This is a genomic window from Dactylosporangium sp. NBC_01737, assembly GCF_035963215.1.
Lineage (GTDB): Bacteria > Actinomycetota > Actinomycetes > Mycobacteriales > Micromonosporaceae > Dactylosporangium.
Genome location: NZ_CP109153.1, coordinates 5585015 through 5609033 on the forward strand (window position 1 = coordinate 5585015; position 24019 = coordinate 5609033).

21 protein-coding genes and 2 pseudogenes are annotated in these 24019 nt (G+C 73.3%); 14 read left to right on the forward strand and 9 right to left on the reverse strand.

What is annotated here, in order from left to right; translation table 11 throughout:
• Nucleotides 1-66 precede the first annotated feature (66 nt).
• Nucleotides 67-978: an EcsC family protein gene (locus OHA72_RS25205; RefSeq protein WP_327010255.1), complete on the forward strand. Its 912-nt coding sequence runs from the start codon at nucleotides 67-69 to the stop codon at nucleotides 976-978.
• A 35-nt stretch (nucleotides 979-1013) separates the two neighbouring features.
• Here OHA72_RS25205 and OHA72_RS25210 read toward each other — a convergent pair whose 3' ends face one another.
• The 4 genes from OHA72_RS25210 to OHA72_RS25225 all read right to left on the reverse strand — a co-directional run bounded on the left by OHA72_RS25210 (nucleotide 1014) and on the right by OHA72_RS25225 (nucleotide 3226).
• Nucleotides 1014-1466, reverse strand: a complete 453-nt coding sequence (locus OHA72_RS25210; protein ID WP_327010256.1) for a class F sortase — start codon at nucleotides 1464-1466, stop codon at nucleotides 1014-1016.
• A 633-nt stretch (nucleotides 1467-2099) separates the two neighbouring features.
• Nucleotides 2100-2264, reverse strand: coding sequence for a hypothetical protein (locus OHA72_RS25215; RefSeq protein WP_327010257.1), 165 nt, complete (start codon nucleotides 2262-2264; stop codon nucleotides 2100-2102).
• A complete protein-coding gene (locus OHA72_RS25220) occupies nucleotides 2261-2695 on the reverse strand; it encodes a hypothetical protein (RefSeq protein WP_327010258.1) in 435 nt (144 codons plus the stop codon). The genes OHA72_RS25215 and OHA72_RS25220 overlap by 4 nt, the downstream gene beginning before the upstream one ends.
• Before the next feature lie 279 nt (nucleotides 2696-2974).
• Nucleotides 2975-3226 carry a DUF6343 family protein gene (locus OHA72_RS25225; protein ID WP_327010259.1) on the reverse strand — a complete coding sequence of 84 codons (252 nt, stop codon included), beginning with the start codon at nucleotides 3224-3226 and terminating at the stop codon, nucleotides 2975-2977.
• A 97-nt stretch (nucleotides 3227-3323) separates the two neighbouring features.
• Here OHA72_RS25225 and OHA72_RS25230 point away from each other — a divergent pair, with 97 nt between their 5' ends.
• Both OHA72_RS25230 and OHA72_RS25235 read left to right on the forward strand, forming a co-directional pair.
• Nucleotides 3324-4151 carry a TIGR02452 family protein gene (locus tag OHA72_RS25230; RefSeq protein ID WP_327010260.1) on the forward strand — a complete coding sequence of 276 codons (828 nt, stop codon included), beginning with the start codon at nucleotides 3324-3326 and terminating at the stop codon, nucleotides 4149-4151.
• A gap of 207 nt (nucleotides 4152-4358) precedes the next feature.
• On the forward strand, nucleotides 4359-5414 hold the full coding sequence (locus OHA72_RS25235; protein WP_327010261.1) for a lysylphosphatidylglycerol synthase transmembrane domain-containing protein: 1056 nt from the start codon (nucleotides 4359-4361) through the stop codon (nucleotides 5412-5414).
• A 159-nt stretch (nucleotides 5415-5573) separates the two neighbouring features.
• Here the strand turns inward: OHA72_RS25235 and OHA72_RS25240 are convergent.
• Together OHA72_RS25240 and OHA72_RS25245 are read right to left on the reverse strand one after the other, a co-directional pair.
• A pseudogene (locus OHA72_RS25240) lies at nucleotides 5574-6230 on the reverse strand (phosphatase PAP2 family protein); the annotation flags it as partial.
• Complete coding sequence (locus OHA72_RS25245; protein ID WP_327010262.1) at nucleotides 6227-7342, reverse strand: glycosyltransferase family 4 protein; 1116 nt, start codon at nucleotides 7340-7342, stop codon at nucleotides 6227-6229. The pseudogene OHA72_RS25240 and the gene OHA72_RS25245, both read right to left, overlap by 4 nt.
• Before the next feature lie 59 nt (nucleotides 7343-7401).
• Here OHA72_RS25245 and OHA72_RS25250 point away from each other — a divergent pair, with 59 nt between their 5' ends.
• From OHA72_RS25250 to OHA72_RS25260, 3 genes are all read left to right on the forward strand, one after another.
• Nucleotides 7402-8220, forward strand: a complete 819-nt coding sequence (locus tag OHA72_RS25250; RefSeq protein ID WP_327010263.1) for a PIG-L deacetylase family protein — start codon at nucleotides 7402-7404, stop codon at nucleotides 8218-8220.
• Nucleotides 8221-8389: 169 nt separating this feature from the next.
• Nucleotides 8390-9496 carry a GGDEF domain-containing protein gene (locus tag OHA72_RS25255; protein ID WP_327010264.1) on the forward strand — a complete coding sequence of 369 codons (1107 nt, stop codon included), beginning with the start codon at nucleotides 8390-8392 and terminating at the stop codon, nucleotides 9494-9496.
• Nucleotides 9497-9722: 226 nt separating this feature from the next.
• The gene (locus OHA72_RS25260) at nucleotides 9723-11309 is read left to right on the forward strand and encodes a beta-1,3-glucanase family protein (RefSeq protein WP_327010265.1); all 1587 of its coding nucleotides are present in this window, start codon (nucleotides 9723-9725) and stop codon (nucleotides 11307-11309) included.
• A gap of 97 nt (nucleotides 11310-11406) precedes the next feature.
• Here OHA72_RS25260 and OHA72_RS25265 read toward each other — a convergent pair whose 3' ends face one another.
• Complete coding sequence (locus tag OHA72_RS25265; RefSeq protein ID WP_327010266.1) at nucleotides 11407-12807, reverse strand: DUF1996 domain-containing protein; 1401 nt, start codon at nucleotides 12805-12807, stop codon at nucleotides 11407-11409.
• A 1387-nt stretch (nucleotides 12808-14194) separates the two neighbouring features.
• Nucleotides 14195-14443 carry a hypothetical protein gene (locus tag OHA72_RS25270; RefSeq protein ID WP_327010267.1) on the reverse strand — a complete coding sequence of 83 codons (249 nt, stop codon included), beginning with the start codon at nucleotides 14441-14443 and terminating at the stop codon, nucleotides 14195-14197.
• A 197-nt stretch (nucleotides 14444-14640) separates the two neighbouring features.
• On the opposite strand from OHA72_RS25270, the gene OHA72_RS25275 reads away from it, so the two are divergent.
• The 7 genes from OHA72_RS25275 (at nucleotide 14641) to OHA72_RS25305 (ending at nucleotide 22391) form a co-directional block, all read left to right on the forward strand.
• Complete coding sequence (locus OHA72_RS25275) at nucleotides 14641-15156, forward strand: hypothetical protein (protein ID WP_327010268.1); 516 nt, start codon at nucleotides 14641-14643, stop codon at nucleotides 15154-15156.
• Between the two features lie 13 nt (nucleotides 15157-15169).
• Nucleotides 15170-15541 carry a hypothetical protein gene (locus OHA72_RS25280; RefSeq protein WP_327010269.1) on the forward strand — a complete coding sequence of 124 codons (372 nt, stop codon included), beginning with the start codon at nucleotides 15170-15172 and terminating at the stop codon, nucleotides 15539-15541.
• A 1-nt stretch (nucleotide 15542) separates the two neighbouring features.
• Nucleotides 15543-17375, forward strand: a complete 1833-nt coding sequence (locus OHA72_RS25285) for a carbohydrate-binding domain-containing protein (RefSeq protein ID WP_327010270.1) — start codon at nucleotides 15543-15545, stop codon at nucleotides 17373-17375.
• A gap of 266 nt (nucleotides 17376-17641) precedes the next feature.
• Nucleotides 17642-17935: a hypothetical protein gene (locus OHA72_RS25290; protein ID WP_327010271.1), complete on the forward strand. Its 294-nt coding sequence runs from the start codon at nucleotides 17642-17644 to the stop codon at nucleotides 17933-17935.
• Complete coding sequence (locus tag OHA72_RS25295) at nucleotides 17914-18543, forward strand: hypothetical protein (RefSeq protein ID WP_327010272.1); 630 nt, start codon at nucleotides 17914-17916, stop codon at nucleotides 18541-18543. Before OHA72_RS25290 ends, OHA72_RS25295 begins: the two co-directional genes overlap by 22 nt.
• A gap of 167 nt (nucleotides 18544-18710) precedes the next feature.
• Nucleotides 18711-20840: a carboxypeptidase regulatory-like domain-containing protein gene (locus OHA72_RS25300; RefSeq protein WP_327010273.1), complete on the forward strand. Its 2130-nt coding sequence runs from the start codon at nucleotides 18711-18713 to the stop codon at nucleotides 20838-20840.
• Between the two features lie 141 nt (nucleotides 20841-20981).
• Nucleotides 20982-22391, forward strand: coding sequence for a S28 family serine protease (locus tag OHA72_RS25305; protein ID WP_327010274.1), 1410 nt, complete (start codon nucleotides 20982-20984; stop codon nucleotides 22389-22391).
• Nucleotides 22392-22430: 39 nt separating this feature from the next.
• Here OHA72_RS25305 and OHA72_RS25310 read toward each other — a convergent pair whose 3' ends face one another.
• A complete protein-coding gene (locus tag OHA72_RS25310) occupies nucleotides 22431-23468 on the reverse strand; it encodes a LacI family DNA-binding transcriptional regulator (RefSeq protein ID WP_327010275.1) in 1038 nt (345 codons plus the stop codon).
• Between the two features lie 160 nt (nucleotides 23469-23628).
• On the opposite strand from OHA72_RS25310, the pseudogene OHA72_RS25315 reads away from it, so the two are divergent.
• Nucleotides 23629-24002: pseudogene (locus OHA72_RS25315) on the forward strand (glycoside hydrolase family 78 protein); the annotation flags it as partial.
• Nucleotides 24003-24019: the final 17 nt, after the last annotated feature.

A 24019-nucleotide genomic window follows, 5' to 3' on the forward strand; every position in this document is an offset into this window, starting at 1 on the left:
AACACCACGGGAGCGGCTTGCTCGCCGGACTGTCGTGCGGTTGCGTGGATCTCCTACAGTCCTCCTGTGACCGACGTGCCGCCGCAGAGCCCCGACAACCTCGACCAGGGGCCGCCCCGCGCACCCGGCACTGCCGACCTGCCGCCGCAGGCACCGCCCGCGGCACCGTTCCAGGCGCCGCCGGCCGCGCCGTATCAGCCGCCGCCGGCCGCGCCGCTTGACGGACCGCCCGCGGCGTCCTCGCAGGTGCCGCCGTCGCCCGACGGGGTCGACGACGGGCCGCCGCCCGGGCTGTGGGCGAAGATGCGCGCGGATCCCGAATACGCGCCCGAGCACCTCGCGATCGAGGCCGTCACGCGGATCGGCCCCAAGATGATCCTGGAGCTGCAGAAGCTGCGCGCCCAGAACCCGGGCGCGCCGCCGGACGCGCTCGCGAGGATGGTCGTCTACCGGTACACCAACCACGCCCGGCTCTCCGGCGCGGTCTCCGGCGCCGTCGGCCTGGCCGGCGCGGTCCTCGACGTCGGCGTCCTCGCGTGGACCCAGGCGAAGATGGTGCTGCTCATCGCGGTCATCTACGGCCGCGACCCGGCCGACCCCGAGCGCGCCATCGAGCTGCTCGTGCTGCAGGGCGTCCACAAGTACACCGAGACCGCCCGCACCGCGCTGCAGGTCGCCCGGGGCCGCCAGGGCATCGACTCGCTGCTGCCCGACAAGCGCCGCCCGGTGAACCAGATGCTGCTCGCCCTCGGCATGAAACTCGCGCAGATGGCCGGCGTCCGCGCCGCGAAGCGCATCTTCGCGAAGCTCGTCCCGGGCGCGGCGATCATCCTCGGCAGCTTCGCCAACGCCGGCGCCACGAAGTCCCTCGCCAAGCGGGCGATGGAGCTGTACGGCCGGCCGCAGCTGCCCGCGCAGCGCCCCCCGATGCAACTGCCCGCGGGCGACCCGCGCAACCTGCCCGGCAAGCCTTCCTGACCGGGACCCGCCACGGTCGCCCGACGGTCACATCCTCACGCGGTCCGGCGCAGCGTCGCATAGACGACGACGTTGCCGCGGTACGAGCGCTGCAACCGGTCGAACGTCCCGCCGCACGTGATGAGCCGCAGCACCGGCCGGTCGACCGCGCCGTAGACGTCCTCGGACGGGAACTGTGACTTCGGGTACTCCGCGACCCGGTCGACACCGAACACGGCGGTCCGCCCGTCGGCCCTGCGCACGCTGACCTCGTCACCGGGGCGCAGGTCCCGCAGCTGGTAGAACACCGCCGGCCCGTCCCTGGCCGTGTCGACGTGCCCGAGGATCACCGCCGGCCCGACCTCCCCGGGCGCGGCGAGGTTGCGGTACCACCCGGCGGGCGCACCGGCCCGCAACGGCGGCACCGCGATCGTGCCGTCGGGGTTGAGCCCCAGCTCCATGAGCGCCGTGCTGACCCCGATCGCCGGAATGTCCAGGTGCACGGGCACCGAGGCCCCCATCCCCACCGCCGCCGTCCCGAGACCAGCCACGCCCTGCGGTGCCGCCGCCGTGGGCGACGCCGTGCCCTGCGGTGCCGCCGAGGTGGCCGTCGCAGGGGCGGACGCCGGCCCGGCCGCCCGCGCGGCGAGGCTGGGCCCGGGGCCCGAGCGGCTCCTGATCGGCGGCGACCTGCTGCCCGGCCCGCCGCTGCGCCTCGTCCCGCCGCTGCGGCTCCTCGGCCGGCGCGGCACCGATCACCACGAGCGTGAGCCCCGCAACCGCACAGACGACCGCGAGGACGTCAACGGCCCGCCGACGCCGCCGAGGCTCCATCGCCGCAATCCACGCCCGCGCCCGCCCGACCCCGCCACTCCATCGCCGCGCCCCGCCCGCACTTGGCGTGCGCCCCACGCCGGGCAGCTCGCCGGGCTGGCCGGGGGTGCGGTTCGCGGTGACGGGCGGCGCGCCGATGGTGCCGGGTGGTTCGCCGGTGGTGAGGTCCGCACCGGTCGTGCTGGTCGTGGGGTTCGCGTCGCCGGGTGGCTCAGTCGTGGCGGTGGGTGGTTCGTCCGGCGGGCCGGGGGTGCGGTTCAGGGCGGCCGGTGGGTTGCCGGGGGCGGCGGGGTGGGGTCCGGGGTGCATCAGCGCCAGCCGGAGGCCGGTCGTAGGCGGAACACGACCAGGGCCGCGGCGGCCAGGAGCAGGGCGATGCCGGTGCCGGCGAGGAGCGGGTCGCGCATGCCGAGGCCGCCACCGCCGCCCGTGCCGGGGGCGCCGCTCGGGGTTGCCGGGCGGGCGGAGGTCATGGCAGCGCCGCCGGCCGCGCCGACGGAGCTGCCGCCGGCCGCGCCTGCCGAGCCGCCGTCGTGGGGGTGGTGCCGGCCGTGCCGGTCGAGGTGCCGGCCGGGCCTGAGGAGCGGCCGGGCGCGCCGCCCGTCGACGCGCCTCCGGCGCCGGTTGCGCCTCCGGCGCCGACGCCGGTCGAGGTGCCGGTGGGGGTGGACGTGCGGGCGGCGTTGCCGGACGCGCCGGGAGCGGCGTTGCCGGAGCGGGGGGCGGTCGGGGAGGCCGTGCCCGTGGTGCCGGGGGCGGCGCCGTTGCGGCCGGGGCGGGTGGCGGCGCAGTACGACAGCAGCAGGACCAGCAGGACCAGCAGCGCGACCGCGAGGACCGCGGCCACCATCCGGCGCTCGGCCAGGGAACGCCGGGCGTGTGATCGCCTCACGGGTGTGGACATCGAGCCATCCCTCCGTGAAGTCGGGGGTCACGGGTGTCAGCGTGCGTCTGGAGGTGGTACCCAACCGTCAGCCTGGCATAACCGGCGGTCGATAGCACCTGTCGCCCGAACGTGGGCGGGGCGCGCGAAGATCAGGGGGAGCGGCGCGCGGCGCCGGGGCGGCGGTCCCAGAGCACCAGCAGCCCGACGGCGGCGCGCAGTGAGACGGCGCCGACCAGTACCCACACGATCCACGACATGGCGGATACATGCCCAGATGGTCGATGGGTCAATCAGGGACTATTCGAACAGCGAGTGGTGGCCGCCGCGGGCGCGGCGTCGGCGCTGGATGACGACGAGGTCGACCACGGCGACGGCGGCCAGCGCGACGAACAGCCACGCCGGCAGCGCCAGTCCCGCCCGGAACAGCAGGACCGCGAAGACGACGGACATGACCAGCCCGAACGTGGCCAGGACCAGTCGCAGGTTCAGCGGGCTGTAGGGGTGCCCGACGGTGCCACGCCGCCGGGGCGGTTGCGCGTCCAGAGGCATACAGGTCCCCTACCCCGTCCGGGCCCGGATGGAACTCGATGGCCGGGACCGGCGGGAATCGGTACCGTGGCGGCGTGTCACGACATGATCGTCAAGGGTGAGCGGGCGGCTGCGGGAGATCGCCCGCCAGAGCGTCGCCATCGCCACCGACGGCGAATACCGCAACCAGGCCGGTGACCCGGTCCGCATCGGCGCGGCGGTGACCGCGGCCGTCGCCGGGACCAGGCTGTACCTGCCGGACGACGAGCTGCCGCCGCCGGCCGGGCCGTCCGCCGTGCCAGCCGTGGAGGTCACCGGCGAGTCGACCCTGGCCGCCGCCCGCCGCCTGGCCGGCACCCCGGGTGGCGTCGCGTGCCTGGTGTTCGCCTCGGCGAAGAACCCGGGCGGCGGCTTCCTCGGCGGCGCCGAGGCGCAGGAGGAGAGCCTGGCCCGCGCGTCGGCCCTGTACCCGTGCCTGCGCGCCGCGCCGGAGTTCTACGCGTTCCACCGCGAGCAGCGCGACCTGCGCTACAGCGACCGGGTCATCTACTCCCCGGCCGTGCCGGTGTTCCGCGACGACCAGGGCAAGCTTGCGGATGCCCCGCACGAGGTCACCTTCCTGACCGCCGCCGCGCCGAACCTGGGCGCGATCCTGCGCAGCCAGCCGCAGGACGCCGCGGACGTGCCGGCCGTGCTGCGGCGCCGGGCCCGCCGGGTCCTGGCGGTCGCCGCCGCGCACGGGCACCGCACGCTTGTCCTCGGCGGATGGGGATGCGGGGTGTTCCGCAACGTCCCCGCCGACGTGGCGGGCGCGTTCGCGGCTGCCCTGGCCGACGTCGACCGCTTCGACACGGTGGTGTTCGCGGTGTACGACCGGCTGCGCGGCACCCCGGTCCGCGCGGCGTTCGCCGCGGTGTTCCCGCCCGGGCCCGCCGCGTCCGCGTAGCCGTCCCGTAGCCCTGTGTTCAGTGGCTTTTCGGGGCGGACGGTCTACGTTGGTCCCTGGCCGGGGCCAACCCTGCCACCTGTAGAATTGGCGCCCGGATTGAGCGAGTTGCAGGATTTGGACTGATTGGTGTCGATGTCCGCCTGCTACCCGCTCGTTTTCGCATGCGATGTTCCGGCGCGTCGGTCCGCGAGCGGTAGGAGCTGAATGAGCACGAACGAGGTCGCCGTCGACCTGCCGCCCGACAGCGGCACAGCAGGCGGCGGCACAGCAGGCTCGGTCTGGGGGTCGTCGCTGCCCCGGATGCTCCTCGCGGTCGCCGTCGCGGTCACGGTGGTGGTCCTCGCCGTGATGCACTGGTCGACCGTCAGCGCCGGTGCCGCGGGTCTGGCCCGGGCCAACAGCGCCTGGCTGGTCGTCGCCGGGCTCGGCACCGCGTCCATCTGGATCGCCGGGACGATCACGCAGATCGGCTCGATGTCGCTGCGACCGCCGGTCGGCAAGCTGCTCGCGGTGCAGGTCGCCGCGTCGTTCGCCAACCACGTCCTGCCGGCCGGTTCGGGCGGGATGGGGATCAACATCCGGTTCCTGCGCAAGCACGGCCTGGGCTCCGGGGCCGCGGTCGGCTCGGTCGGGCTCAACTCGTTCGTCGGCATGGTGACGCACGTGCTGCTGCTGGTGGTCGCGGTGGCGGTGAGCCCGTCGCTGGCGCGCGGCATCCAGGTGCCGGGGTCGTGGCGGGACACCGCGTCCCGCGCGGCCGGGCCGGCCGGCTGGGTGCTGCTCGCGATCGCCGGAGCGCTGCTGGCCGCGGCGCTGGTCGCCTCCGTGCGGCCCGCGTGGCGCCGCCGGCTCGCGGGCCGGGTCGCCGCCGCGGGCCGCCGGGTGGCGGAGGAACTGCGCGGCCTGTGGGGCGTGCTGCGCGATCCGTACCGGGCGGCCGCGCTGTGGCTCGGCTCGCTGTGCACGCCGCTGCTGCACGCGGTCATCCTGTATGCGGTGCTGCGCAGTCTCGGCGTCGCGGTGACGGTCGGCACCGCCTTCGTGGTCTACCTGGTCGTGTCGTCGCTGTCGGCGTTCGTGCCGTCACCCGGTGGCATCGGCGCGCTGGACGTCGCCATGCTGGCCGGGCTCGCCGCGATCGGCGTGACCTCCGCCGTCGCGCTCGGTGCGGTGGTGGGGTATCGCCTGATCACCGTGTGGGTGCCGCTGCTGCCCAGCGCGTTCGTCCTGGCGGTGCTGCTCAGGCGCCGCATCATCTGACCGCCGCGACCCCGGCAGCGTCAGCCCCCATGACCACGGCAGCGCCGGCCACCACTGCGGCCGCCAGGCGGTGAGCCGGGCCGGCAACGGCGGCAGGGCCGGGGCCAGGGCCACCGCGGCGAGCCCGACGACGACCCCGGCGACCACGTCGAGGACCCAGTGGTTCGCGGTGACGACCACGACGACGCCGGTGGTCGTGGGGTACAGGTAGCACAGCGCCCGCCCGCGCCGGCCCGCCAGCAGCGCCGCCGCGACGCACGCCGTCCACACCGCCCAGGCCAGGTGCAGCGACGGCATCGCCGCGTACTGGTCGGCGGGCACCTGGCCGCCGTGGTCGAGGCTGAAGCCGGCCTCGGCGATCGAGTCGACGTAGCCGCCGCCCGGCATCAGCCTTGGCGGCATCACCGGCAGCAGGTAGAACACGGTCATCCCGGTCACGTTGGTGATGACCAGGGCGTTGCGCATCGGCCGGTACAGCTGCGGCCCGGCGATGTAGCACCAGACCAGCACGGCGAGGGACACGCCGATGTGGGCGAACTGGTACCAGTACACCGCGGCGAGGGCGAGCGGAGGGTGGTCGGTCAGCCACCGGTTGGCGGCCAGCTCCCAGTCCAGGTGCAGCAGCCGCTCGATGGACAGCACCTCGGCACCGTGCCGGTGCGCGGGTGCCTCCCGGACCGCCGCGAAGGAGCGGATCAGGTCGTACACCTTGACCAGCAGCACCACGATCAGCAGTTCGCCGAGAATGTTGGGGCGGCGGCGGCGCGTGGGCGCGGTGGTCGTGACGGGGCGGTCCGTGACGGGGCGCAGGGTCACGCTCGCGCGCCGATCGGTGCCCGGTGCGCCGCGGCGAGCTCATACAGCCCTGCGGTCCTGGCCAGGACGTCGGGCCATGCCACCGGCGGCGACGTCGCCAGGTTGTGCGCGGCGATGCGGCCGCGGCGGGCCGGATCGGTGGCGAGTGCGGCGATCGCGTCGGCCATCGCGGCGTCGCTGTCGACCAAGACACCCTCCCTGCCATCGGTGATGAGCTGGCCGATCCCGCCCTCGGCCCGCGCGACCACCGGAAGCCCGGCGCACCGCGCCTCCAGCGCGGCGATCCCGAAGGACTCCAGGATCGCCGGAGCGACGAACAGGTCACCCTGCGCGAACAAGGACCTGATCTGCGGTCGGGACAGCCTACCCGGCAGACTCACCCATCCGGTCATCCCGTGGCGGCGCAGGTAACGCTCCATCGCGGGGCGGCGGGGGCCCTCACCGGCGATCACCACCCGCATGCCGGCCGCCTCGGGCAGCGCCGCGCGGGCCCGGCGCAGCATCCGCAGCAGCTGCATCGGGCGCTTGCGGGCGGCCAGGCGCATCACCGCGACGATCAGCACGCCGCGCGGGTCGGCCGGGTGTGGGTCGACCCGCCACCGGTCGGCGTCGATCCCGTTGGGCAGCACGTGCACCTCCATCGGCCAGACCAGCCGCTGCAGGGGCGCCGCCGCGACGTCGCTCACCGCGGTCCACACCGCCGGCCAGCGCGACCAGCCGGAGGCGGTGTCCAGGGCGCGGAACGCGTGCTCCAGGTGCGACAGCAGCGAGTGGATCGTCACGACCGTCGGGATCTGCTCGGCGAGCGCGGCGGCGGCGAAGGCGAGCGGCGAGGCCGGCCCGGCGTGCACGTGCAGCACGTCGTAGCGCCCGTCCAGCAGCAGCGACCGGCCGGCCCGCAGGATGCCGGGCCGCACCTCGGCGGGCAGCCACAGGCGCTCGGAGAGCCGGTGGACCAGCAGGCCGTCGTCGTCGGCGGGACCGCCGGGGGTGGTGGTGACGATCTCGACGTCGTGGCCGGCCGCCTGCTGCCGGACGGCCAGGTCGTGCACGTGCATCTCGATGCCGCCGAGGCGGGGCAGATAGAAGTCGGTGACGTGCGCGATTCTCATGAACGGGGGCTCCGAAGCGGTGGCGGCCGGCGCCCGTGGTGAGGTGGGAGCATTGGCCGGTGCCGTACACGATGGTGTCGTTTCATGCTCATCCGGACGACGAGGCGTTGCTGACCGCCGGGACCCTTGCCCGCGCGGCCGCCGAGGGGCACCGCGTCGTCCTGGTCGTTGCCACCGCCGGCGGGGCCGGCCTGGCGTCCTCCGAGGTGCTCGCGGAGGGGCCCCTCGCGCGGCGCCGGCTGGCCGAGCTGCACCGGTCCGCGGAGGCGCTGGGGTGCGCCCGGGTCGAGTGCCTCGGTTACGAGGACTCCGGGATGGCGGACGCCCCGTCGGGCGCGGCCGGCGCGTTCGCCGGCGCCGACCCCGAGGAGGCTGCGGGTCGGCTCGCCGAGCTGCTGCGGCAGGAGCGCGCCGACGTGCTGACCATCTACGACCCGGCCGGCGGCTACGGCCACCCCGACCACGTGCAGGTGCACCGGGTCGGGACCAGAGCCGCGCAGCTGGCCGGGACCGCGGTGGTGCTGGAGGCCACCGTCGACCGGCGGCTGCTGCAGCGGGTCCTGCGGGCCGTGCACTGGCTGCCGGGCGTGCCGGCGGACTTCCACCCGGCGCGCTTCGCGGGGGCCTTCGCCGCGCCGGAGCGGCTCACCCACCGCGTCGACGTGCGGGGCTTCGCCGGGCACAAGCGGGCGGCGATGGCCGCGCACACCAGCCAGGCCGGGGCCGACACCGGCCGGCGCACCCTGGCGGTGCTGTTGAAGCTGCCCCGGCCGGTGTTCCGGATGCTGATGGGGCGCGAGTGGTTCGTGCAGCACGGCCGCACCCCGGCGCGTCCCCTGATCGACGACGTCTTCGCCGGACTGCCGGACAGCCGGTGAGCCGTTTCCCCGAGCAGGCAATGCGCCCCCGATCGTCGATCATGCCAGTGGCCGTGCACCGGGACCGCTGCGTCGGCAACCAACGTGCAGCGAACCGCTGGGGAATTGTAGGTGGTCCCATTCCGGCGCAGGGGGGAGGCACACCCGCCGGCCACCGCGTTGTGCTCAGATGCGGCGCCCGTGTGCCGATCGGGGCGAGGTGGGGGAGCGGGCGTCACTGCGCCGGTCGATGATCCTCGCCCGGGACCGGGTGGCCGCGACGCGTGCGGTCGCGTACTTCCTGATGGTCGGGGGAGCGGTCGTCGGGACCTGCGCCCTGCTCGTGCCCGGGTTCGCCGGCGGCACCACCGCGGGGGTGCTCGCGACCGTGGTCACCGGCGGTGCCATGGTGTTCGCCGGAGCGTGCTGCCGGGTGGTGCCGGAGCGGGTGCCGGAGCCGTTCTGGATCGCCGTGCCGATCCTGGCGGTGGTGATCATCGGCGGCCTGAACCTGGCCACCGAGGACGTGAGTGTCAGCGCGCACCTCTACTATCTGTGGCCGTTGCTGTACGCGGCGACGTTTCTGCGGCACGACCTGGCGTATCTGCTGCTGGCGCTGGCGAGTGTGACCGACGCCGCGTCGACGTTCACGCTGCAGCCGATCAACGTCGCGGTCACCGACGTCGCGGCGCTCATCACCGCGTACTGCGTGCTGACCATTGTGGTCACCAAGCTGCGCGCCCGTGCCGAGGCCCTCGTCGCGATGCTGGAGCAGCAGGCGATGAGCGACCCGCTCACCGGCCTGCCCAACCGGCGGGCGTTCGACCGGGACCTCGCCGCCGCGCTGGCGGCCGGCCGGCGCACGGGTGCGGAGCGCTCCCTGCTCATCATCGACGTCGACCACTTCAAGACGATCAACGACACCTGGGGCCACGCCACCGGTGACACCGTCCTGGTGCAGGTCGCGGCAGCGCTGCGGGACGCCGCCGCCGGGCGGGCCACCGCCGCCAGGCTCGGCGGCGACGAGTTCGCGGTGGTCGTGGAGGGCGACGTGGAGGGCGCGCAGCGCATCGCCGCGCGGGTGCGGTCCACGGTGGCCGGGATCTCGGACCTGCCCGACGGGCTGCCGACCCTGAGCATCGGCCTCGCCTCGACCCGCTCGGGTGCGACGGAGCCGGAGGCGCTGCTGGCCGCCGCCGACCGGGCCCTGTACGACGCGAAGGTCCGCGGCCGCGACCGGGTGTCCGTCGTGGAGACCGCCCCACGCCGGCAGCCACGAACCGTGGCACGCCCGTAGCGGCGGCCGGCCATGTTGCGTTCGCGGCGCGAACTGGCAATCACCCGGCCTGTTCCTCGGGCTATTGACAGGCCCCGATCCCGCACCGATGCTGTGAGAGCGCTCTCTCTTAAGAGTCTTCACAGATTCGGGAGCGGGCGCCGGCGGACCACACAACGTCGGCGACAGCCCTGTCCGGCCGCCACCGGACGCACCCAGGGCCGTCCAGCGTCACTGAGGAGCCACCTTGCGCACCTTCACCAGGCTGCTGCGCGCAGCCGCGACCCTCGTCCTGGCGGTGCCGATCGCCCTCGCGGCCGGCACCGCCGCGCACGCGATCGGGCCGAGCCTGCTGCCCCTGACCGTCACCAACACCACCGGACGCGGCGACGCCGTGTACCTCTACGTGCTCGGCGTCAACCTGAGCACCGGCCGGCTCGGGTACGTCAACGCCGCCGGCACCTTCAACAACTGGCCGGCCGGCGGCCTGCCGCCCACCCCGGCGCCGGACGTGTCGATCGCCGGCCCCGGCAACGGCGGCACGAAGACCATCCAGATCCCGCGCGGGCTGTCGGGCCGGGTGTACTTCTCCCTCGGCCAGCGGCTCAACTTCTTCCTGACCCCGGACGGCCTGGTCCAGCCCGCGCCGTGGGCGGGCGGTGACTCCAACCGCGACATCCTGTTCGACTGGAGCGAGTTCACCTACAACGACGCCGGGCTGTGGATCAACAGCTCGCAGGTCGACATGTTCGCCGTGCCGCACGCGGTCACCGTCACCGGCGCCACCGGCGCCACGAAGCGGACCGGCGACCTCGTCTCCGGCGGCCGCGACGCGGTCATCAACGGCATCCGGGCGCAGTCCGGCTGGAGCGGCGCGGTCTACACCCGCGGCGACGGCACCGTGCTGCGGGTCCTCGCCCCGGGCAAGGCGGCCGAGGCGGGCGGACTCAGCAGCACGTACCTCGACTCCTACATCAACACGGCCTGGGGCGCGTACGCGTCCAAGACCCTCACCGTGGTGCCCTTCGGCGACCAGCCCAACACGAAGTACTTCGGGCGCGTCTCGGGCACCACGATGAACTTCACCAACAGTGCCGGGCAGCAGGTCGCGTCGTTCCAGCGGCCCACCAGCGCCGACGTCTGGGGCTGCGCCGGGCGCCTCGCCGCGCCCAACGACCTGGTCGTCGGGCCCATCTCGCGCACCCTGTGCGCCGCGCTCAACCGCGGCACGCTCGGCACCATCGACACCCAGCCGAGCACCAACGCGGCGGACTTCTACAAGAACAACCCGACCAACCAGTACGCCAAGATCATTCACGCGAACATGGTCGACGGCAAGGCGTACGCCTTCCCCTTCGACGACGTCGGCGCCTTCGAGTCCCTCGTGCACGACGGCGACCCGCGCGCGGCCGGCATCGTGCTGACCCCGTTCGGCGGCGGCGGTCCCCAGCCGACCGGCAACCGCATCATCAGCAACATGAACAGCAAGTGCGTCGACGTGCCCTCGTCGAACTTCGTCGACGGCGTCCAGCTGCAGATGTGGAACTGCAACGGCACCGGCGCGCAGAACTGGACCGCCACCGGTGGCACCTTCCAGATCGCGGGCAAGTGCATGGACGTCTCCGGCGGCTCCACCGCCAACGACGCGAAGATCCAGCTGTGGACCTGCAACGGCACCGGCGCGCAGCAGTTCACGCTCAACGGCGCCGGTGACATCGTGAACGCCCAGTCCGGCAAGTGCCTGGACATCCAGTCCTTCAACACCGCCGACGGCGCCAAGCTCATCCAGTGGACCTGCACCGGCAGCTCCAACCAGAAGTGGCACCGGGGCTGACGCTTCGCCTGCCCTTTCCTCGCGGCCGGGCCTCCCCCGTGGAGGCCCGGCCGTCGTGGTCCTGGCCCGCCAGCCAGGACCACCTACCTGAGAAGGGTCAGAAGGTGCCGGCGGTGTTGCACTTCGCCTTCTGCACGATGCAGTCCTTCACCCGGTGGCCGAGGGCCGCGTTGTCCCAGGCGAAGAAGTTGTCACCGTGCATCGACGACGCCAGGCCCGACGCGAGGGTGTAGCCGTCCGCGCTGCCGTGCGTGTTGTAGTCGATGACGAACGAGACGTTCGGGATGGCGACCGGGAACGCCCCGCCGCACTGCCCGTTGACCAGGTTGGTCGACACGTGCGACTTGTGATCGGGGCTGTCCAGGTGCACCCCGTCCCAGCAGTCCTGGAAGACGAGCTGGAAGGTGAGGTTGGCGGTCTGCGCGCAGATCGGCCAGTTGCCGTCGGCGCTGCGGCCGATCTCGCCGCCGGGGCCCGCGCACCAGAACTGGCCCGGCGCGCCGGACGGGGTCGCCACCTGCCGCTTGGCGTCACCGGCGATCATCCGGAAGCCCTGCGGGAACGGCACCGTCTTCGTCGTGTCCGCCAGCCGCGAGCCGTAGTACACGGTCACGCCCCGCGGCTCGATGGCCACGCCCCGCTCGTACAGGGTCGGGATCCAGTAGGCCGAGTGATCCAGGGCGGGGCCGCAGCTGGAGGCCGTGTTCGCCATGAGCGACTCGGTGGTGGTGTTGGCGTTGGTACTGCGGTTGCCCAGGAAGCTGTGCATGTGCGAAGCGCCGGGCAGACCGGGGAAGACGATCGGGTCGTCCTTGAACGAGTGGCTGTAGGTACACGCGGCGTTGAACTCCGCGACGCGCACCGCGTTGGCGGGTGCCGGGTTGATGGTCATCGCATTGAACTGGGCGAGCTGGGCGGCCCACTTCGCCTGGTCCATCTTGATCCAGCCGGCGCCGGACGACGCGCTGGCCGTCGGGGTCGGCTGGACCCCGCCGGTGCCGAACACCTGGAACTCCCACAGCGACGCGCCGTACTGCGTGGCGCGCACCGTGGTGTTCAGCCGCACGTACCGGCCGGAACCGGTCACGTTGAGCGTCTGCACCCCACCCGTGCCGTTGACGGTGGTGTTGATCGTCGTCCACGAGGTGCCGTTGGCGGACGTCTGGATGGTGAAGTTCCTGGCGTAGGCGGCCTCCCAGGTGATGACCACCCGGTTGATCGTGGCGGTGGCACCCAGGTCGACCTGGAGCCACTGCGGGTCACTGAACGCACTCGACCACCTGGTGCCGAGGTTGCCGTCGACCGCCGCGGAGGCGGGGGTGCCACCGTTCTCGGTCGACGACGCCGTCGCCGGCCGGCCCTGCGACAGCGGGGTCTCGGCGGCGCCGGCGGGCTGCAGGGCCTGGATGGTGAGGAACGTGCCGAGCAACGCGGTGAGCGCGGCACCGAGCACCAAGGTGCGCAGCCGCATTCTGCCCGCGAGGGCACTTCGGGACATGACGGGTCCTCCGGTTCTGCGGAAACGGCCGGGGGCGGGGTCCGACCGGCACCGTGCCCGTGGCAGCGGGCCCGGTGATCTTGCCAGAGAGCGCTCTCTGTCACTTCACACTGAACCCCGCACTCGATCGCTGTCAATGGATCCGGACAAATGGGAGAGCGCTCTCCAAGAATCCGTTTTCCCGCAGGCCGCATCCCTGCAACGCGCTGAGGCCCTGACCCCGCCATCCCCGACCCGGCTGCGAGGGAGCGCTCTCCCGGACTGACGCTTTCCCGCTGAGCTCCCAGCGACAACCATCACTCCCCGCTTCGCTCCCACCGCACCCAGGCCCCCCAACCCGCCGCCGCCCCCTTCGACCACGGCCCACTTGATCGAAGTCGCCCCGTGGCCGCGCGAGCGACCAGCCCGCGCCGTTGATCACAGCAAGGCCGCGTGCAGTGGCGCGCGCTCTGGGGCGTCCTTGCCGGTGGGTGCGTGTTCGGGCCGTGGGGCGACCGCCGGCCGCGGGCCGGCCCGCCCATGATTGGCGCTTGCCCTCGTCGAGTGTCGCCGCGGCCAGCTGGCAGTCGTCGGACGATCTTGCGGCCGTGATCGAAGGACAGCGGTGGTCGTCCCAGTGGCCAGGGGCGTCCTTCGATCAAGCGGGGCGGGGGGAGGTCGCTGTCTGGAGCGTGGTCCTCCCCGGTCCAGTCATCGATGGCCGCGAACTTCGCAGCAATCCGGGAGGCGCCGGCACCACTCGGTCCGGCGTAGCGGCGGGGTGGCTGGGTCGCGGCCCGCGGCCCGAGCACAGCAGGGCTCCTGCCGATGGCCGCGGTTCAGTGCCGACGGACGATCTTGCGGGCGTGATCAAAGGACGGCAGTGGCCACCCCGGCGACCACGGGCGTCCTTCGATCAAGCGACGGGGGAAGATCGCCGCTTAGAGCGTGGCACTCCTCGGCCCAGTCATCGATGGTCACGACTTCCCGGTGATCCGGAGACGGCACCCCGCCGGACCCACCGATTGACACAACCCTCCACAGATCGAAGTCGCCCCGCGGTTGCGCGAGCGACCAGCGCGCCGTTGATCACAGCAAGGCAGCGTGCGGCGGCGCGCTCTGGAGCGTTCTTGCCGGTGGTCGTGCGTTCGTCCGCGGGGCGAGCGCCGACCGCGGGTCCGACCCGCCCATGATTGGCGTTAGCCGTCGTCGGGTGTCGCCGCGGCCGGCGGGCAGCCGGCGGGCGATCTTGCAGCGGTGATCGAAGGACGGCGGTGGTCGTCCCGGTGGCCAGGGGCGTCCTTCGATCAAGCGGGGCGGGGGTGAACAAGGCCTTCGCGGATCGAAGTCGTTGTGTGGCTGCTCGCGCAGTTGTGGGCGGAGGTTGGGGGTGATGGGGCGGCGGGGGTCAGGCGGCGACGGCGGGGGTGAGGGCCAGGGCGTCGGCGAGCTCGCGGGCGAAGCGCATGCGCGGGGCGGCCGTCTCGGGGCGCTCGCCGTACTCGGTGGCCAGGAGCTCGACGCAGCCCTGGGCGCCGTAGCGGGCGACGGCGGCGGTGACGGCGGCCCACGCCTCGGCCGCGGTGACCGGCTGTGACGGCTGCAGTGAGGAGGCGAAGACGGCCTCGGCGACGAAGTCCGTGACGGTTCCGATCATGATGTGCCCCCCGGCTGGTGTCCCGTTGTGCTGCTGGACACAACTCAACGCCTTCATGGGTGCAGCGCCAGATCCGCGTCGGGTCCCGGGAGGTTGCAGACCGGCCGGACGCCCGACAGCACAGCCGGCTCACAGGCGGCTGGCACGGTGGGCACACGTTCGGTGCGTACCCAGGGGGACATGAACATTTCGGGCGGGTGCGCAAACTGTGGCCGGCGAGTCGGGTGGGGCGGGTCGTCGTCAGCGGTGTGACGGCGCTGGTGCGGGCGGCCGGTGGCGGCACGGCATGGGCGCTGGACCATTACGTCGTCGATCACGTGCAGATCGCGGACGTCGACGCGTCCGAGGCGGCGCACTCCGGCACCGCGTCGCAGCGCCGCGGCGGCGAGACCACCGTCACCGGCACCACGTATGCGTCGAGCGACGCGACCGTGACGATCGCCAGGCACGTCACCGGGAGCGGCAGCGCCACCGTCACCTACTACGTCGCCGACGTGGTGCTGACCGACGCGACGCGGCTGCGTTCGGCGTTCGCGGACAACCGGTTCGGCACGAACATCGTGGAGAACACGTCGCAGATCGCGGCGGACAACGACGCGGTGTTCGCAATCAACGGCGACTACCACGGGTTCCGGGACACCGGGATCGTGATCCGCAACGGCGTCGTGTACCGCGACAAGGGCACCCGGCAGGGGGCTCGCGTTCTACCGTGACGGCACGGTCGAGGTGTACGACGAGACCGCCACCACCGCGCAGGAACTGCTCGACGCGGGGGTGTGGAACACGATGTCGTTCGGGCCGGCGGTGCTGCAGGACGGGCAGGTGGTGGCCGGCATCGAGGACGTCGAGGTCGACACGAACTTCGGCAACCACTCGATCCAGGGTGACCAGCCGCGCACCGCCGTCGGGGTGATCGGCGCGGCCGCGGGCGGCGCCTGCGAGGCCGACCGGCTGCTGTGGTCCCTCGGCCACCGGCCCTGCTCCGTGTCGAAGTACGGCACCGGTCTCGCCGCGCTGCGGCCGGACCTCCCCGCGAACCGCTGGCGGTCGACGCTGCGCCGGCACTTCCCGTCCGCCCCTCCCAACAGGGAGTCCTGAGATGCGTATCCGGAACCGCGCCGTCGCCGCCATCACCTCCGTCATCCTCGCCACCGCCGCGCTCGCCGGCTGCGGCACCGGCTCCGGTGACGCCGCGAGCACCGGCCAGACCACCTCCGCGGCCGCCGCGGCGGTGACCGCGGACGCCACCCAGGACGCCGCCGTGGTCCTCGCCGCGAACACGGCCGTCCACGGGTCCGACACCACATGGAGCGCGTCCGACGCGGTTGCGATCACCCTCACCGGCTCGTCCGCGACCGCGGGCAAGGGCGTCACCGTCGCCGGCGGGAAGGTCACGATCACCGCCGCCGGCACGTACCGGATCAGCGGCACACTGACCGACGGCCAGATCGTCGTCGACGCCGCCGGCGCGACCGTGCAGCTCGTCCTGGACGGCGCGACCATCAGCAGCTCCACCGGCGCGGCGATCGCGGCGACCGCGGCGGAGCAGGTCGTCGTCATCCTCGCCGACGGCAGCAGCAACACCCTGTCGGACACGAAGACGTACGCGGCCGACGCCGACGTCAACGCCGCCCTGTACAGCGCCGCGGACCTCACCGTCGCCGGCGCAGGCAGGCTGACCGTGCACGGCAACGGCAACGACGCGATCACCGGCAAGGACGGCCTCGTCATCGCCGGCGGCACGATCACCGTCGACGCCGCCGACGACGGCATCCGCGGCAAGGACTACCTTGTCGTCACCGGCGGCACGATCAGCGTGACGGCCGGCGGCGACGGCTTGAAGGCCGACAACGCCGAAAAGGCGGACGCCGGATTCATCGCCGTCAGCGGCGGTACCGTCACCGTCAAGGCGGGCGGCGACGGTGCCGACGCCGCCACCGACCTGGTCCTCACCGGCGGCACGATGACGGTCACCGCCGGCGGCGGCAGCGCCACCAAGGCCGGCGACACGTCGGTCAAGGGCCTCAAGTCCGGCGTCGTCAGCGTCCTGGAGGGCGGCACGGCCACGGTCGACGCCGCCGACGACGCGGTGCACAGCGACGGCGCGGTGCACCTCAACGGCGCGGCGCTCACCCTCGCCGCCGGCGGCGACGGCGTGCACGGCGAGACCGCCCTGGTGATCGACCAGGGGACCGTGAACGTCACCAGGTCCTATGAGGGCCTGGAGTCGGCGCACATCACCGTCAACGGCGGCGACACGCGCGTCGTGTCCAGCGACGACGGCCTCAACGCCGCCGGCGGCAGCACCACCGGCACCGCCGCGCAAGGCGGCGGCCAGGGCGGGCCCGGCGGTGGTGGCGGCTTCGGCGGCGGTGGTGGCGGCGGCGAGACGGTCGGGGACCTCACCGCCACGATCACCGGCGGAACCCTGGTCATCGACGCCGGCGGCGACGGCTTCGACTCCAACGGCACCGCGTCCATGACCGGCGGCACCGTCGTCGTCAACGGCCCGACCCAGCGCGGCAACGGCGCCCTGGACGTCAACGGCAGCTTCACCGTCAGCGGCGGTGTCCTCGCCGCGGCCGGCAGCTCCGGCATGGTCGTCGCCCCGGACACCGGGTCGGCGCAGGGCTGGCTGTCGGCGACGTTCACCGGCACCGTCGCCGCCGGCACCACCGTCCAGGTCGTCGACGGCGAGGGCAAGGTCGTCGCGACGTTCGTGACGTCCAAGGCGGTCCAGAACCTCGTGTACTCCTCGCCGGCGATCAGGAGCGGCAGCCAGTACAAGGTCTACACGGGCGGCGCGGCGAGCGGGACGAGCACCGGCGGCCCCGCGCAGGGCGGCACGCTCGGCTCGGCGACCGTCGCGGTGACGGTCACCGCAGGCCAGGCCCCGGCCGGCGGCGGCATGGGTGGCCGCCCCGGCCAGTGACGGTCTCCGGCCGGCGTCCGGGCCGGGCGCGCACGCCCACCGTGGGCCTGGCCGGCGTCCGGGCCGGGCGCGCACGCCCACCGTGGGCCCGGCCGGCGTCCGGGCCGGGGCGCGCACGCTCACCGCGGGCGCGTCCGGCCCGCCGTGCGCCCGGGCGGCGCCACGAACGGGTGCATCCTGACGGCTGGGCGGACCGGCCCGTCGGCAGGGGAGTCGGGCCCGACGGTGGTTCCGGAGGACGCGTACCCGTCAATACGTTCGGTGACATGACGTGCCCGATCTGTGCCTTTCCGGGCAACGATCCCACCGCGGTCCGGTGCACGAACTGCGGCTTCGCGATGCGGCCACCCCCGCCGAACCCGGAGCCGGAGGTCGTCGCCGCCTACGACGTGTACCCGATCTCCGACGCCCCGCCGCCGTACCCGACCGGCGGCTGGCAGCAGGTACAGCCGCTGTCGCCGATGCCGGTCTCCGCGCCCCTGCCGTATCGGCGCCACCGCAGGCGCTGTACCCGCCGGTGCCGCGGCAACGCTCGCGGGTGGCCGTGCCGCTCACCGTGATCGTGGTCGTGCTCGTCATCGCCAGCACCGTCATCGCGGTGGTGCGGATGACGGCCGGGACCGGCGCCACACCCGCGGCGGCCGGCATGACCGCGGGAGCGGGCTGGGGCGTGCCGTCCGGCCCGCCGCCGTCCCGGCCAGGGACCGCGTCCGGGTCGCAGGCCGACCCGCGGGCGCAGGCCGCCGCCGTCGACGCGGTGCTCGACGCCAGCGGCGCCAGCCGGGCGAAGCTCAACGACGCGATCGCCCTCGTCGGCGACTGCACCCTCATCGAGAAGGCCACCGCCGACCTGCGCAGCGTCGGCGCCGAACGCCAGTCGCAGCACGACAGCGTCGCCGCGTTCGACCTGTCGGCGCTGCCGGAGGGCGAGCAGCTGCGCACGCTGCTCACCGAGGCTCTGAGCCACTCCCTCGCGGCCGACCGCAGCTTCGTGCTGTGGGGCCAGGCGGTGCAGGACAGCGGCTGCGACGGCGGCGGCCGCGGCGACTACCAGGACGCCCAGCGCCAGTCGAAGCTCGCCGGCGACACCAAGGCCCGGTTCGTGGCCGTGTGGAACCCCGTCGCCACCCGGCACGGCCTGCGTGAGCGCTCATCCACCGACATCTGACCGCCGCTGCATCGGCCCGCGTGCATGCCGTACGTCCTCGATACGGGGCAGCGCAGCGGGACGGTCCGTGGCACGATGCGCACGCAACGCTGAACGGGGACTCCAAGGAGCAGCGGTTGAGTGACTCCTGCCCGGGGTTCCCTCCACCCCACCCTCCGGGAGCGCGCATGCGCAGCAATGTCCTCGGCCGCACCGTGTCGTTCGCAACGGTGACGGCCACCACCCTCGCCACCACCGCCGTGGCCGTCGCTCTCGCCGCACCGGCGTACGCGGCCGGCACCGGCACCATCACCGGTCACCTGACCGACGCGAGCGGCAACCCCGCCGCCAACGCCTACGTCTGGACGCAGCAGCCGGACATGAGCGCCAACGCATCGGCCTACACCGGCGCGGACGGCGCGTACACGCTGCCGGACCTCCCCGAGGGCGACTACGTCGTCAGCTTCCGGGCCGCCGGCGGCAGTTTCGTCCAGTGGGCACGCCAGAAGGTGACCTTCTCGGCCGCCGATCGCATCACCGTGGGCGCGGGAGCCACGGTGGTCGTCGACGACCAGCTGCTGCCGACCGGCACGATCCAGGGCCGGCTGCTCAACCGGGACGGCACCCCGGCCCAGGCGTTCGTCACCGTCTACCAGGCCGACGTGCAGTCCCCCGTGAACTACACGACGGTGCAGGCCGACGGCACGTTCAGCACCGAGCTGCCGGCCGGCACCTACAAGCTGGGCTTCCGGATCCGTGGCGCGTTCGAGCAGTGGTCCGGCGGGCAGCAGTCCTACGAGACCGCGAAGCCGGTCGTGGTCACCGCCGGGCAGGCGGTGCAGGTCGATGAGACGGTCCTGCCGACCGGCTCCCTCGGGGGCCGGCTGACCAGGACCGACGGCACCCCCGCCGGCAACGTCCAGGTCATCACCAGCCAGCCGGGCGTCAACGGCACCTTCGCCTCGGTGACGACCGACGCGGACGGCCGGTACCGGTTCAACGACCTGCTGCTCGGCAACTACGAGGTGGCGTTCTACGGGCCCAACTGGGTGGCGCAGTACGCGCACGGCAAGCTCGACCCCGCCGCCGCGGACCGCTTCGCCGTCACCGACGGGCAACTGACCACCGTCGACGAGGTGTTCCTGCCGACGGGCACGATCCGGGTGATCGCGCACGACGCCGTCACCGGTGCGCCGCTGTCGGACTTCTGCGCGTACACGCGGTCGGCCACCACCATCGGCGGCTGTGCCACCGGCACCGAACTGCTGGTGACCGACGTCTTCGTCGGCTCGTACCCGCTGGACGTCTCCATCGACGACCACCTGCACCTCAGCGCCACCGCAGGTCCGGCGGTGGTCGTCGCCGGGCAGACGGTGACCGTCGACGTGGCGCTGCGCCGGGGCGCGACGATCACCACGACGATGGTGGCCCGGGCCGGCGGTGCCGCCGCCGACGGCTGCGTCAGCGTCGCGCGGCTCAACGACGCGTACAGCTGGACCCCGTACGGCTACTGCTCGGACTGGACACCCGGCCCGACGCCGGGCTCGGTCGTGGTCGGCCCGCTGGAGCCGGGCACCTACCAGCTGTTCGCCGACCCGCGCGGTGACGCGCTGGGCATGCAGTGGCTGGGCGCGACGGGTGGCACCGGCAGCCGGGAGGCGGCCAGGCAGTTCACGCTCGCGGCCGGCGACCAGATCACCGCGCCGGTGATCCGCTTCGACAAGGCCGGCACGGTCAAGGGCACGGTGACCGACGCCGCGACGGGCGCCCCGGTCCCGTACACCTGCGTCTGGGTCGCTGCCCTGTCGTCGGGTTTCAACGGCAGCGGTGACTGCCCGGCGTCCACGGCCACCGACGGCACGTACAGCATCCCCGGCGTCGGGCCGTACGCGTGGCCGGTGGAGTTCGCCCACTACCAGTACCAGTGGCGCTGGTCCGGCAACGCGGCGAACCGCCGCACGGCGACGCCGGTGACGGTGCAGGCCGGCAGGAAGGCCACCGCGAACATCAAGCTGCGCACCGGTGGCGGCACGCTGACCGGCATCATCCGCGACGCGTCCGGCCACCCGATCGACGCGTTCGTGGTCGCCCACGACGCGGTGACCGGCGAGGCGGTCCAGTTCGCCGGCGGCATCACGCCCGAGGGCCAGCCGCCCGCGACGTACACCATCGCCACCATCGCGCCGCAGCAGGTCAAGATCTCCTACCGCACCGACGACGGCCGCACCGGCTGGCTCGGCGGTGCCGACCTGGCCCACGCCACGGCGTACGACGTGCGCAACAACCGCACGCTGACCGTGAACATCGTCATTCCGTAAGTGCGCCCGTGCGCCGGGGTCACCGCAGCGTGGCCCCGGCGCCGGATCCCGGCACGACGAGGGCAGCGACGAGGGCCGTGAGGGGCGCAACCCTCGGTAGCGTGCATCGACGTAGGCGAACTCGTCGATAGGAGCCACGGTATGACGCGCTTCAGGCGTGCACTGTTGTCGATGGCGTTACTGCTCGGTCTGGTCGGTGCCGTCGGGGTCGGCAGCCCCGCCGCCGCCGCGACCGACATCCGCGACCAGCTCGAGGCGGCGCCGGGCGTGACCGTGCTGGAGGAGCAGCCGGTCGCCGCGCCGTACCGGTTCTTCGTGCTGAGCATCACCCAGCCGGTCGATCACCTGCGGCCCTCGGCCGGCACGTTCCAGCAGCGGTTCACGGTCCTGCACCGGGGCACCGACCGGCCGACGGTGTTGCACACGACCGGCTACAACGTGCCGGAGTACGCGTTCCGCTCCGAGCCGACCCGGCTCATCGACGGCAACCAGCTCTCCGTCGAGCAGCGGTTCTTCACCCCGTCGCGGCCCGAGCCCGCCGACTGGTCGAAGCTCACGATCTGGCAGGCCGCCACGGACCACCACCGCATCGTCGCCGCCCTCAAGCGGATCTACCCGCAGAAGTGGATCTCGACCGGGGCGAGCAAGGGCGGCATGACCTCGATCTACCACCGCCGGTTCTACCCGTCCGACGTCGACGGCACCGTCGCGTACGTCGCGCCGCAGGACGTCATCAACGCCGAGGACTCCGCCTACGACCGGTTCTTCACCAAGGTCGGCACCGCGCAGTGCCGGGCGGCCCTCGACGCCGTGCAGGTCGAGGCGCTGCGGCGGCGCACCGAACTGGTCGCCCGCTACGAGGCGTGGGCGGCGCAGAACGCGCGCACGTTCAGCATCATCGGCAGCGCCGACAAGGCGTTCGAGTTCATGGTGAACGGCACGACGTGGGCGTTCTGGCAGTACAGCCTGGAGAGCGACTGCGTGGACGTGCCGCCGGCGACCGCGTCCAGCGACGACATCTGGGCGTGGCTGGACCTCATCTACGGCCTGGACTCCAACACCGACCAGGGCGTCACGCCCTACATCCCGTACTACTTCCAGGCCTCCTACCAGCTGGGCTACCCGGACGTGACGCTGCCGCACCTCGCCGGCCTGCAGCACTACCGGGGACAGGACCGCGCGCAGTCCTACATCCCGCGTGAGATCGTCCCGCGCTTCCAGCCCCTCGCCATGCTCGACATCGACGCCTGGGTGAAGCTGTCCGGGCGGCGGCTGCTGTTCGTGTACGGCCAGAACGACCCGTGGGGCGCCGAACCGTTCCGCCTCGGGCCCGGCACGAAGGACTCCCTGACCTACACCGCCGCGGGCTGGAACCACGGCGCGAACATCAGCCGGCTGACCGCGCCGGAGGCGGCCACCGCGACGACGGCCGTGCAGCGCTGGGCGGGCGTGCCCGCACCTGTGGCGGCGCTGACCGCGGGCGCACCGTCCTACATCCCGTCACTCGACGACCGCGACCCGGCCCTCGATCGGAAGTTCAACCGCCGATAGGCAGACACGAGCCCGTCCCGCGTCCAGCGCGGGGCGGGCTCACGCCGGCGGCGGGGCGGTGCTGCGGCGGGGGACCAGGGTCGGGGACAGCGACAGCAGCACCGAGCGCTGCCGCTTCTGCTCGACGCGCTCCAGCAGCAGGCGGGCGGCGTTGACCCCCATGAGGTGGCCGTCCTGGTCGACGCTGGTCAGCGAGATCGGGCCCATCGCGGCGATCGAGGTGTTGTCATACCCGGCGACCGAGATGTCCTCCGGGATGCGCAGCCCCGCCTCGTGCACGGCGTTGAGCACGCCGATGGCGGCGACGTCGGCGCCGGCGAAGATCGCGGTCGGCCGGACCGGGCGGGCGAGCAGCTCGCGGGCCGCGGTGTAGCCGCCCTCCTCGCTGTAGGTGCTGAACACGATGTCGATCTCGGCGCCGAGGCCGCGCCGCAGCATGGCCTGCCGGTAGCCCTCGGCGCGGACGGTCTGCGGCATCGTGGTCGGGATGCCGCGGGTGGTGTCCTTGTGCTCGATGTGGGCGATGCGGCGGTGCCCCAGGTCGGCGAGATGGTCCACGATCAGCCCGGCGCCGGCGAGGTCGTCGTCGACGACCGCGTCGTACTCGGTGGACTTGCCGTGCCGGCCGATGACCACGATCGGCACGGTCGCCGCGGTTGCCTCCAGGTGGCTGCGCGCCAGCGTCGGGGCGATCATGATGATGCCGTCCATCCGCCGGTCGAGCAGCGCGTCGGTCATGCGCCCCTGCGACTGCGCGGTGCTGCCGCCGGGGCCGAGCAGTGACTGGTACTCGGTGGTGTCCAGGTGCTCCGCGATGCCCTCGACGAGCTCGGGGAAGAACGGGTTGCGCAGGTCGGGGATGAGCACGCCGACGGTGTAGGTGCGCCCGCGCATGCCGCGTGCGGCGGCCTGCGGGCGGTAGCCGAGCTCCGCGATGGCCTGCCGCACCCGCTCCTGCATCGCGGGACTGACCCCATAGGCGTTGCGCAGCACCTTCGACACGGCCGCGGTGGAGACGTTGGCGCGGCTGGCGACGTCCGTGATGGTCGCCCGTCGTGATGCCGGCTCGGCAGCCATCCACCGTCCCCCTTGTGTAGAACGAACTACATGCCCGGGCCGAGTCTAGTCGTTCGCCGCGCCGCCGCGACAGCGTCCAGGACGGCGGCGCGTTGTCGATATTGGTCTACGCGGTCCGGCGCGTGCGAGTGCTTGACAGTCGGCTCCGGCCGTCATAAGAATGGAGAACGCTCTACGAAACACCCCCACCACCGTGACGTTCCGGCGTACACCCCTCCGTCGGCGTCACCGCGTCCGCCATCGTGTTGAATCGTTTCAAGGAGAATCCGTGTCGCCCAGCGTCATCAGGGTCATCGGGCTACGGGCCGAGCACCACCGCGAGCCGCTCGGCCTCGGCACCGCCCGTCCGCGGCTGTCCTGGCAGGTCGAGACCGGCCAGGACCTCCCGGCCGGCTGGCTCCAGGCCGCCTACGAGGTCTCCGTCGACGGCACCGGCACCGGCCGCGTCGACTCGGCGGAGCAGGTCCTGGTGCCGTGGCCGGCCGGCGCGCTCGCTCCCGCGACCGCCGGACCGTCCGGGTCCGGGTCTGGGGCGCCGACGACGCCGAGCC

What these genes read in the sequence shown, in the direction of transcription:
- OHA72_RS25300 (WP_327010273.1), top strand. Translation starts at nt 18,711, where the DNA reads ATGCGCAGCAATGTCCTCGGCCGCACCGTGTCGTTCGCAACGGTGACG.
- OHA72_RS25310 (WP_327010275.1), bottom strand. Translation starts at nt 23,468, where the DNA reads ATGGCTGCCGAGCCGGCATCACGACGGGCGACCATCACGGACGTCGCC.
- OHA72_RS25255 (WP_327010264.1), top strand. Translation starts at nt 8,390, where the DNA reads ATGCGGCGCCCGTGTGCCGATCGGGGCGAGGTGGGGGAGCGGGCGTCA.
- OHA72_RS25215 (WP_327010257.1), bottom strand. Translation starts at nt 2,264, where the DNA reads ATGACCTCCGCCCGCCCGGCAACCCCGAGCGGCGCCCCCGGCACGGGC.
- OHA72_RS25220 (WP_327010258.1), bottom strand. Translation starts at nt 2,695, where the DNA reads ATGTCCACACCCGTGAGGCGATCACACGCCCGGCGTTCCCTGGCCGAG.
- OHA72_RS25305 (WP_327010274.1), top strand. Translation starts at nt 20,982, where the DNA reads ATGACGCGCTTCAGGCGTGCACTGTTGTCGATGGCGTTACTGCTCGGT.
- OHA72_RS25235 (WP_327010261.1), top strand. Translation starts at nt 4,359, where the DNA reads ATGAGCACGAACGAGGTCGCCGTCGACCTGCCGCCCGACAGCGGCACA.
- OHA72_RS25225 (WP_327010259.1), bottom strand. Translation starts at nt 3,226, where the DNA reads ATGCCTCTGGACGCGCAACCGCCCCGGCGGCGTGGCACCGTCGGGCAC.
- OHA72_RS25290 (WP_327010271.1), top strand. Translation starts at nt 17,642, where the DNA reads ATGACGTGCCCGATCTGTGCCTTTCCGGGCAACGATCCCACCGCGGTC.
- OHA72_RS25270 (WP_327010267.1), bottom strand. Translation starts at nt 14,443, where the DNA reads ATGATCGGAACCGTCACGGACTTCGTCGCCGAGGCCGTCTTCGCCTCC.
- OHA72_RS25265 (WP_327010266.1), bottom strand. Translation starts at nt 12,807, where the DNA reads ATGTCCCGAAGTGCCCTCGCGGGCAGAATGCGGCTGCGCACCTTGGTG.
- OHA72_RS25245 (WP_327010262.1), bottom strand. Translation starts at nt 7,342, where the DNA reads ATGAGAATCGCGCACGTCACCGACTTCTATCTGCCCCGCCTCGGCGGC.
- OHA72_RS25285 (WP_327010270.1), top strand. Translation starts at nt 15,543, where the DNA reads ATGCGTATCCGGAACCGCGCCGTCGCCGCCATCACCTCCGTCATCCTC.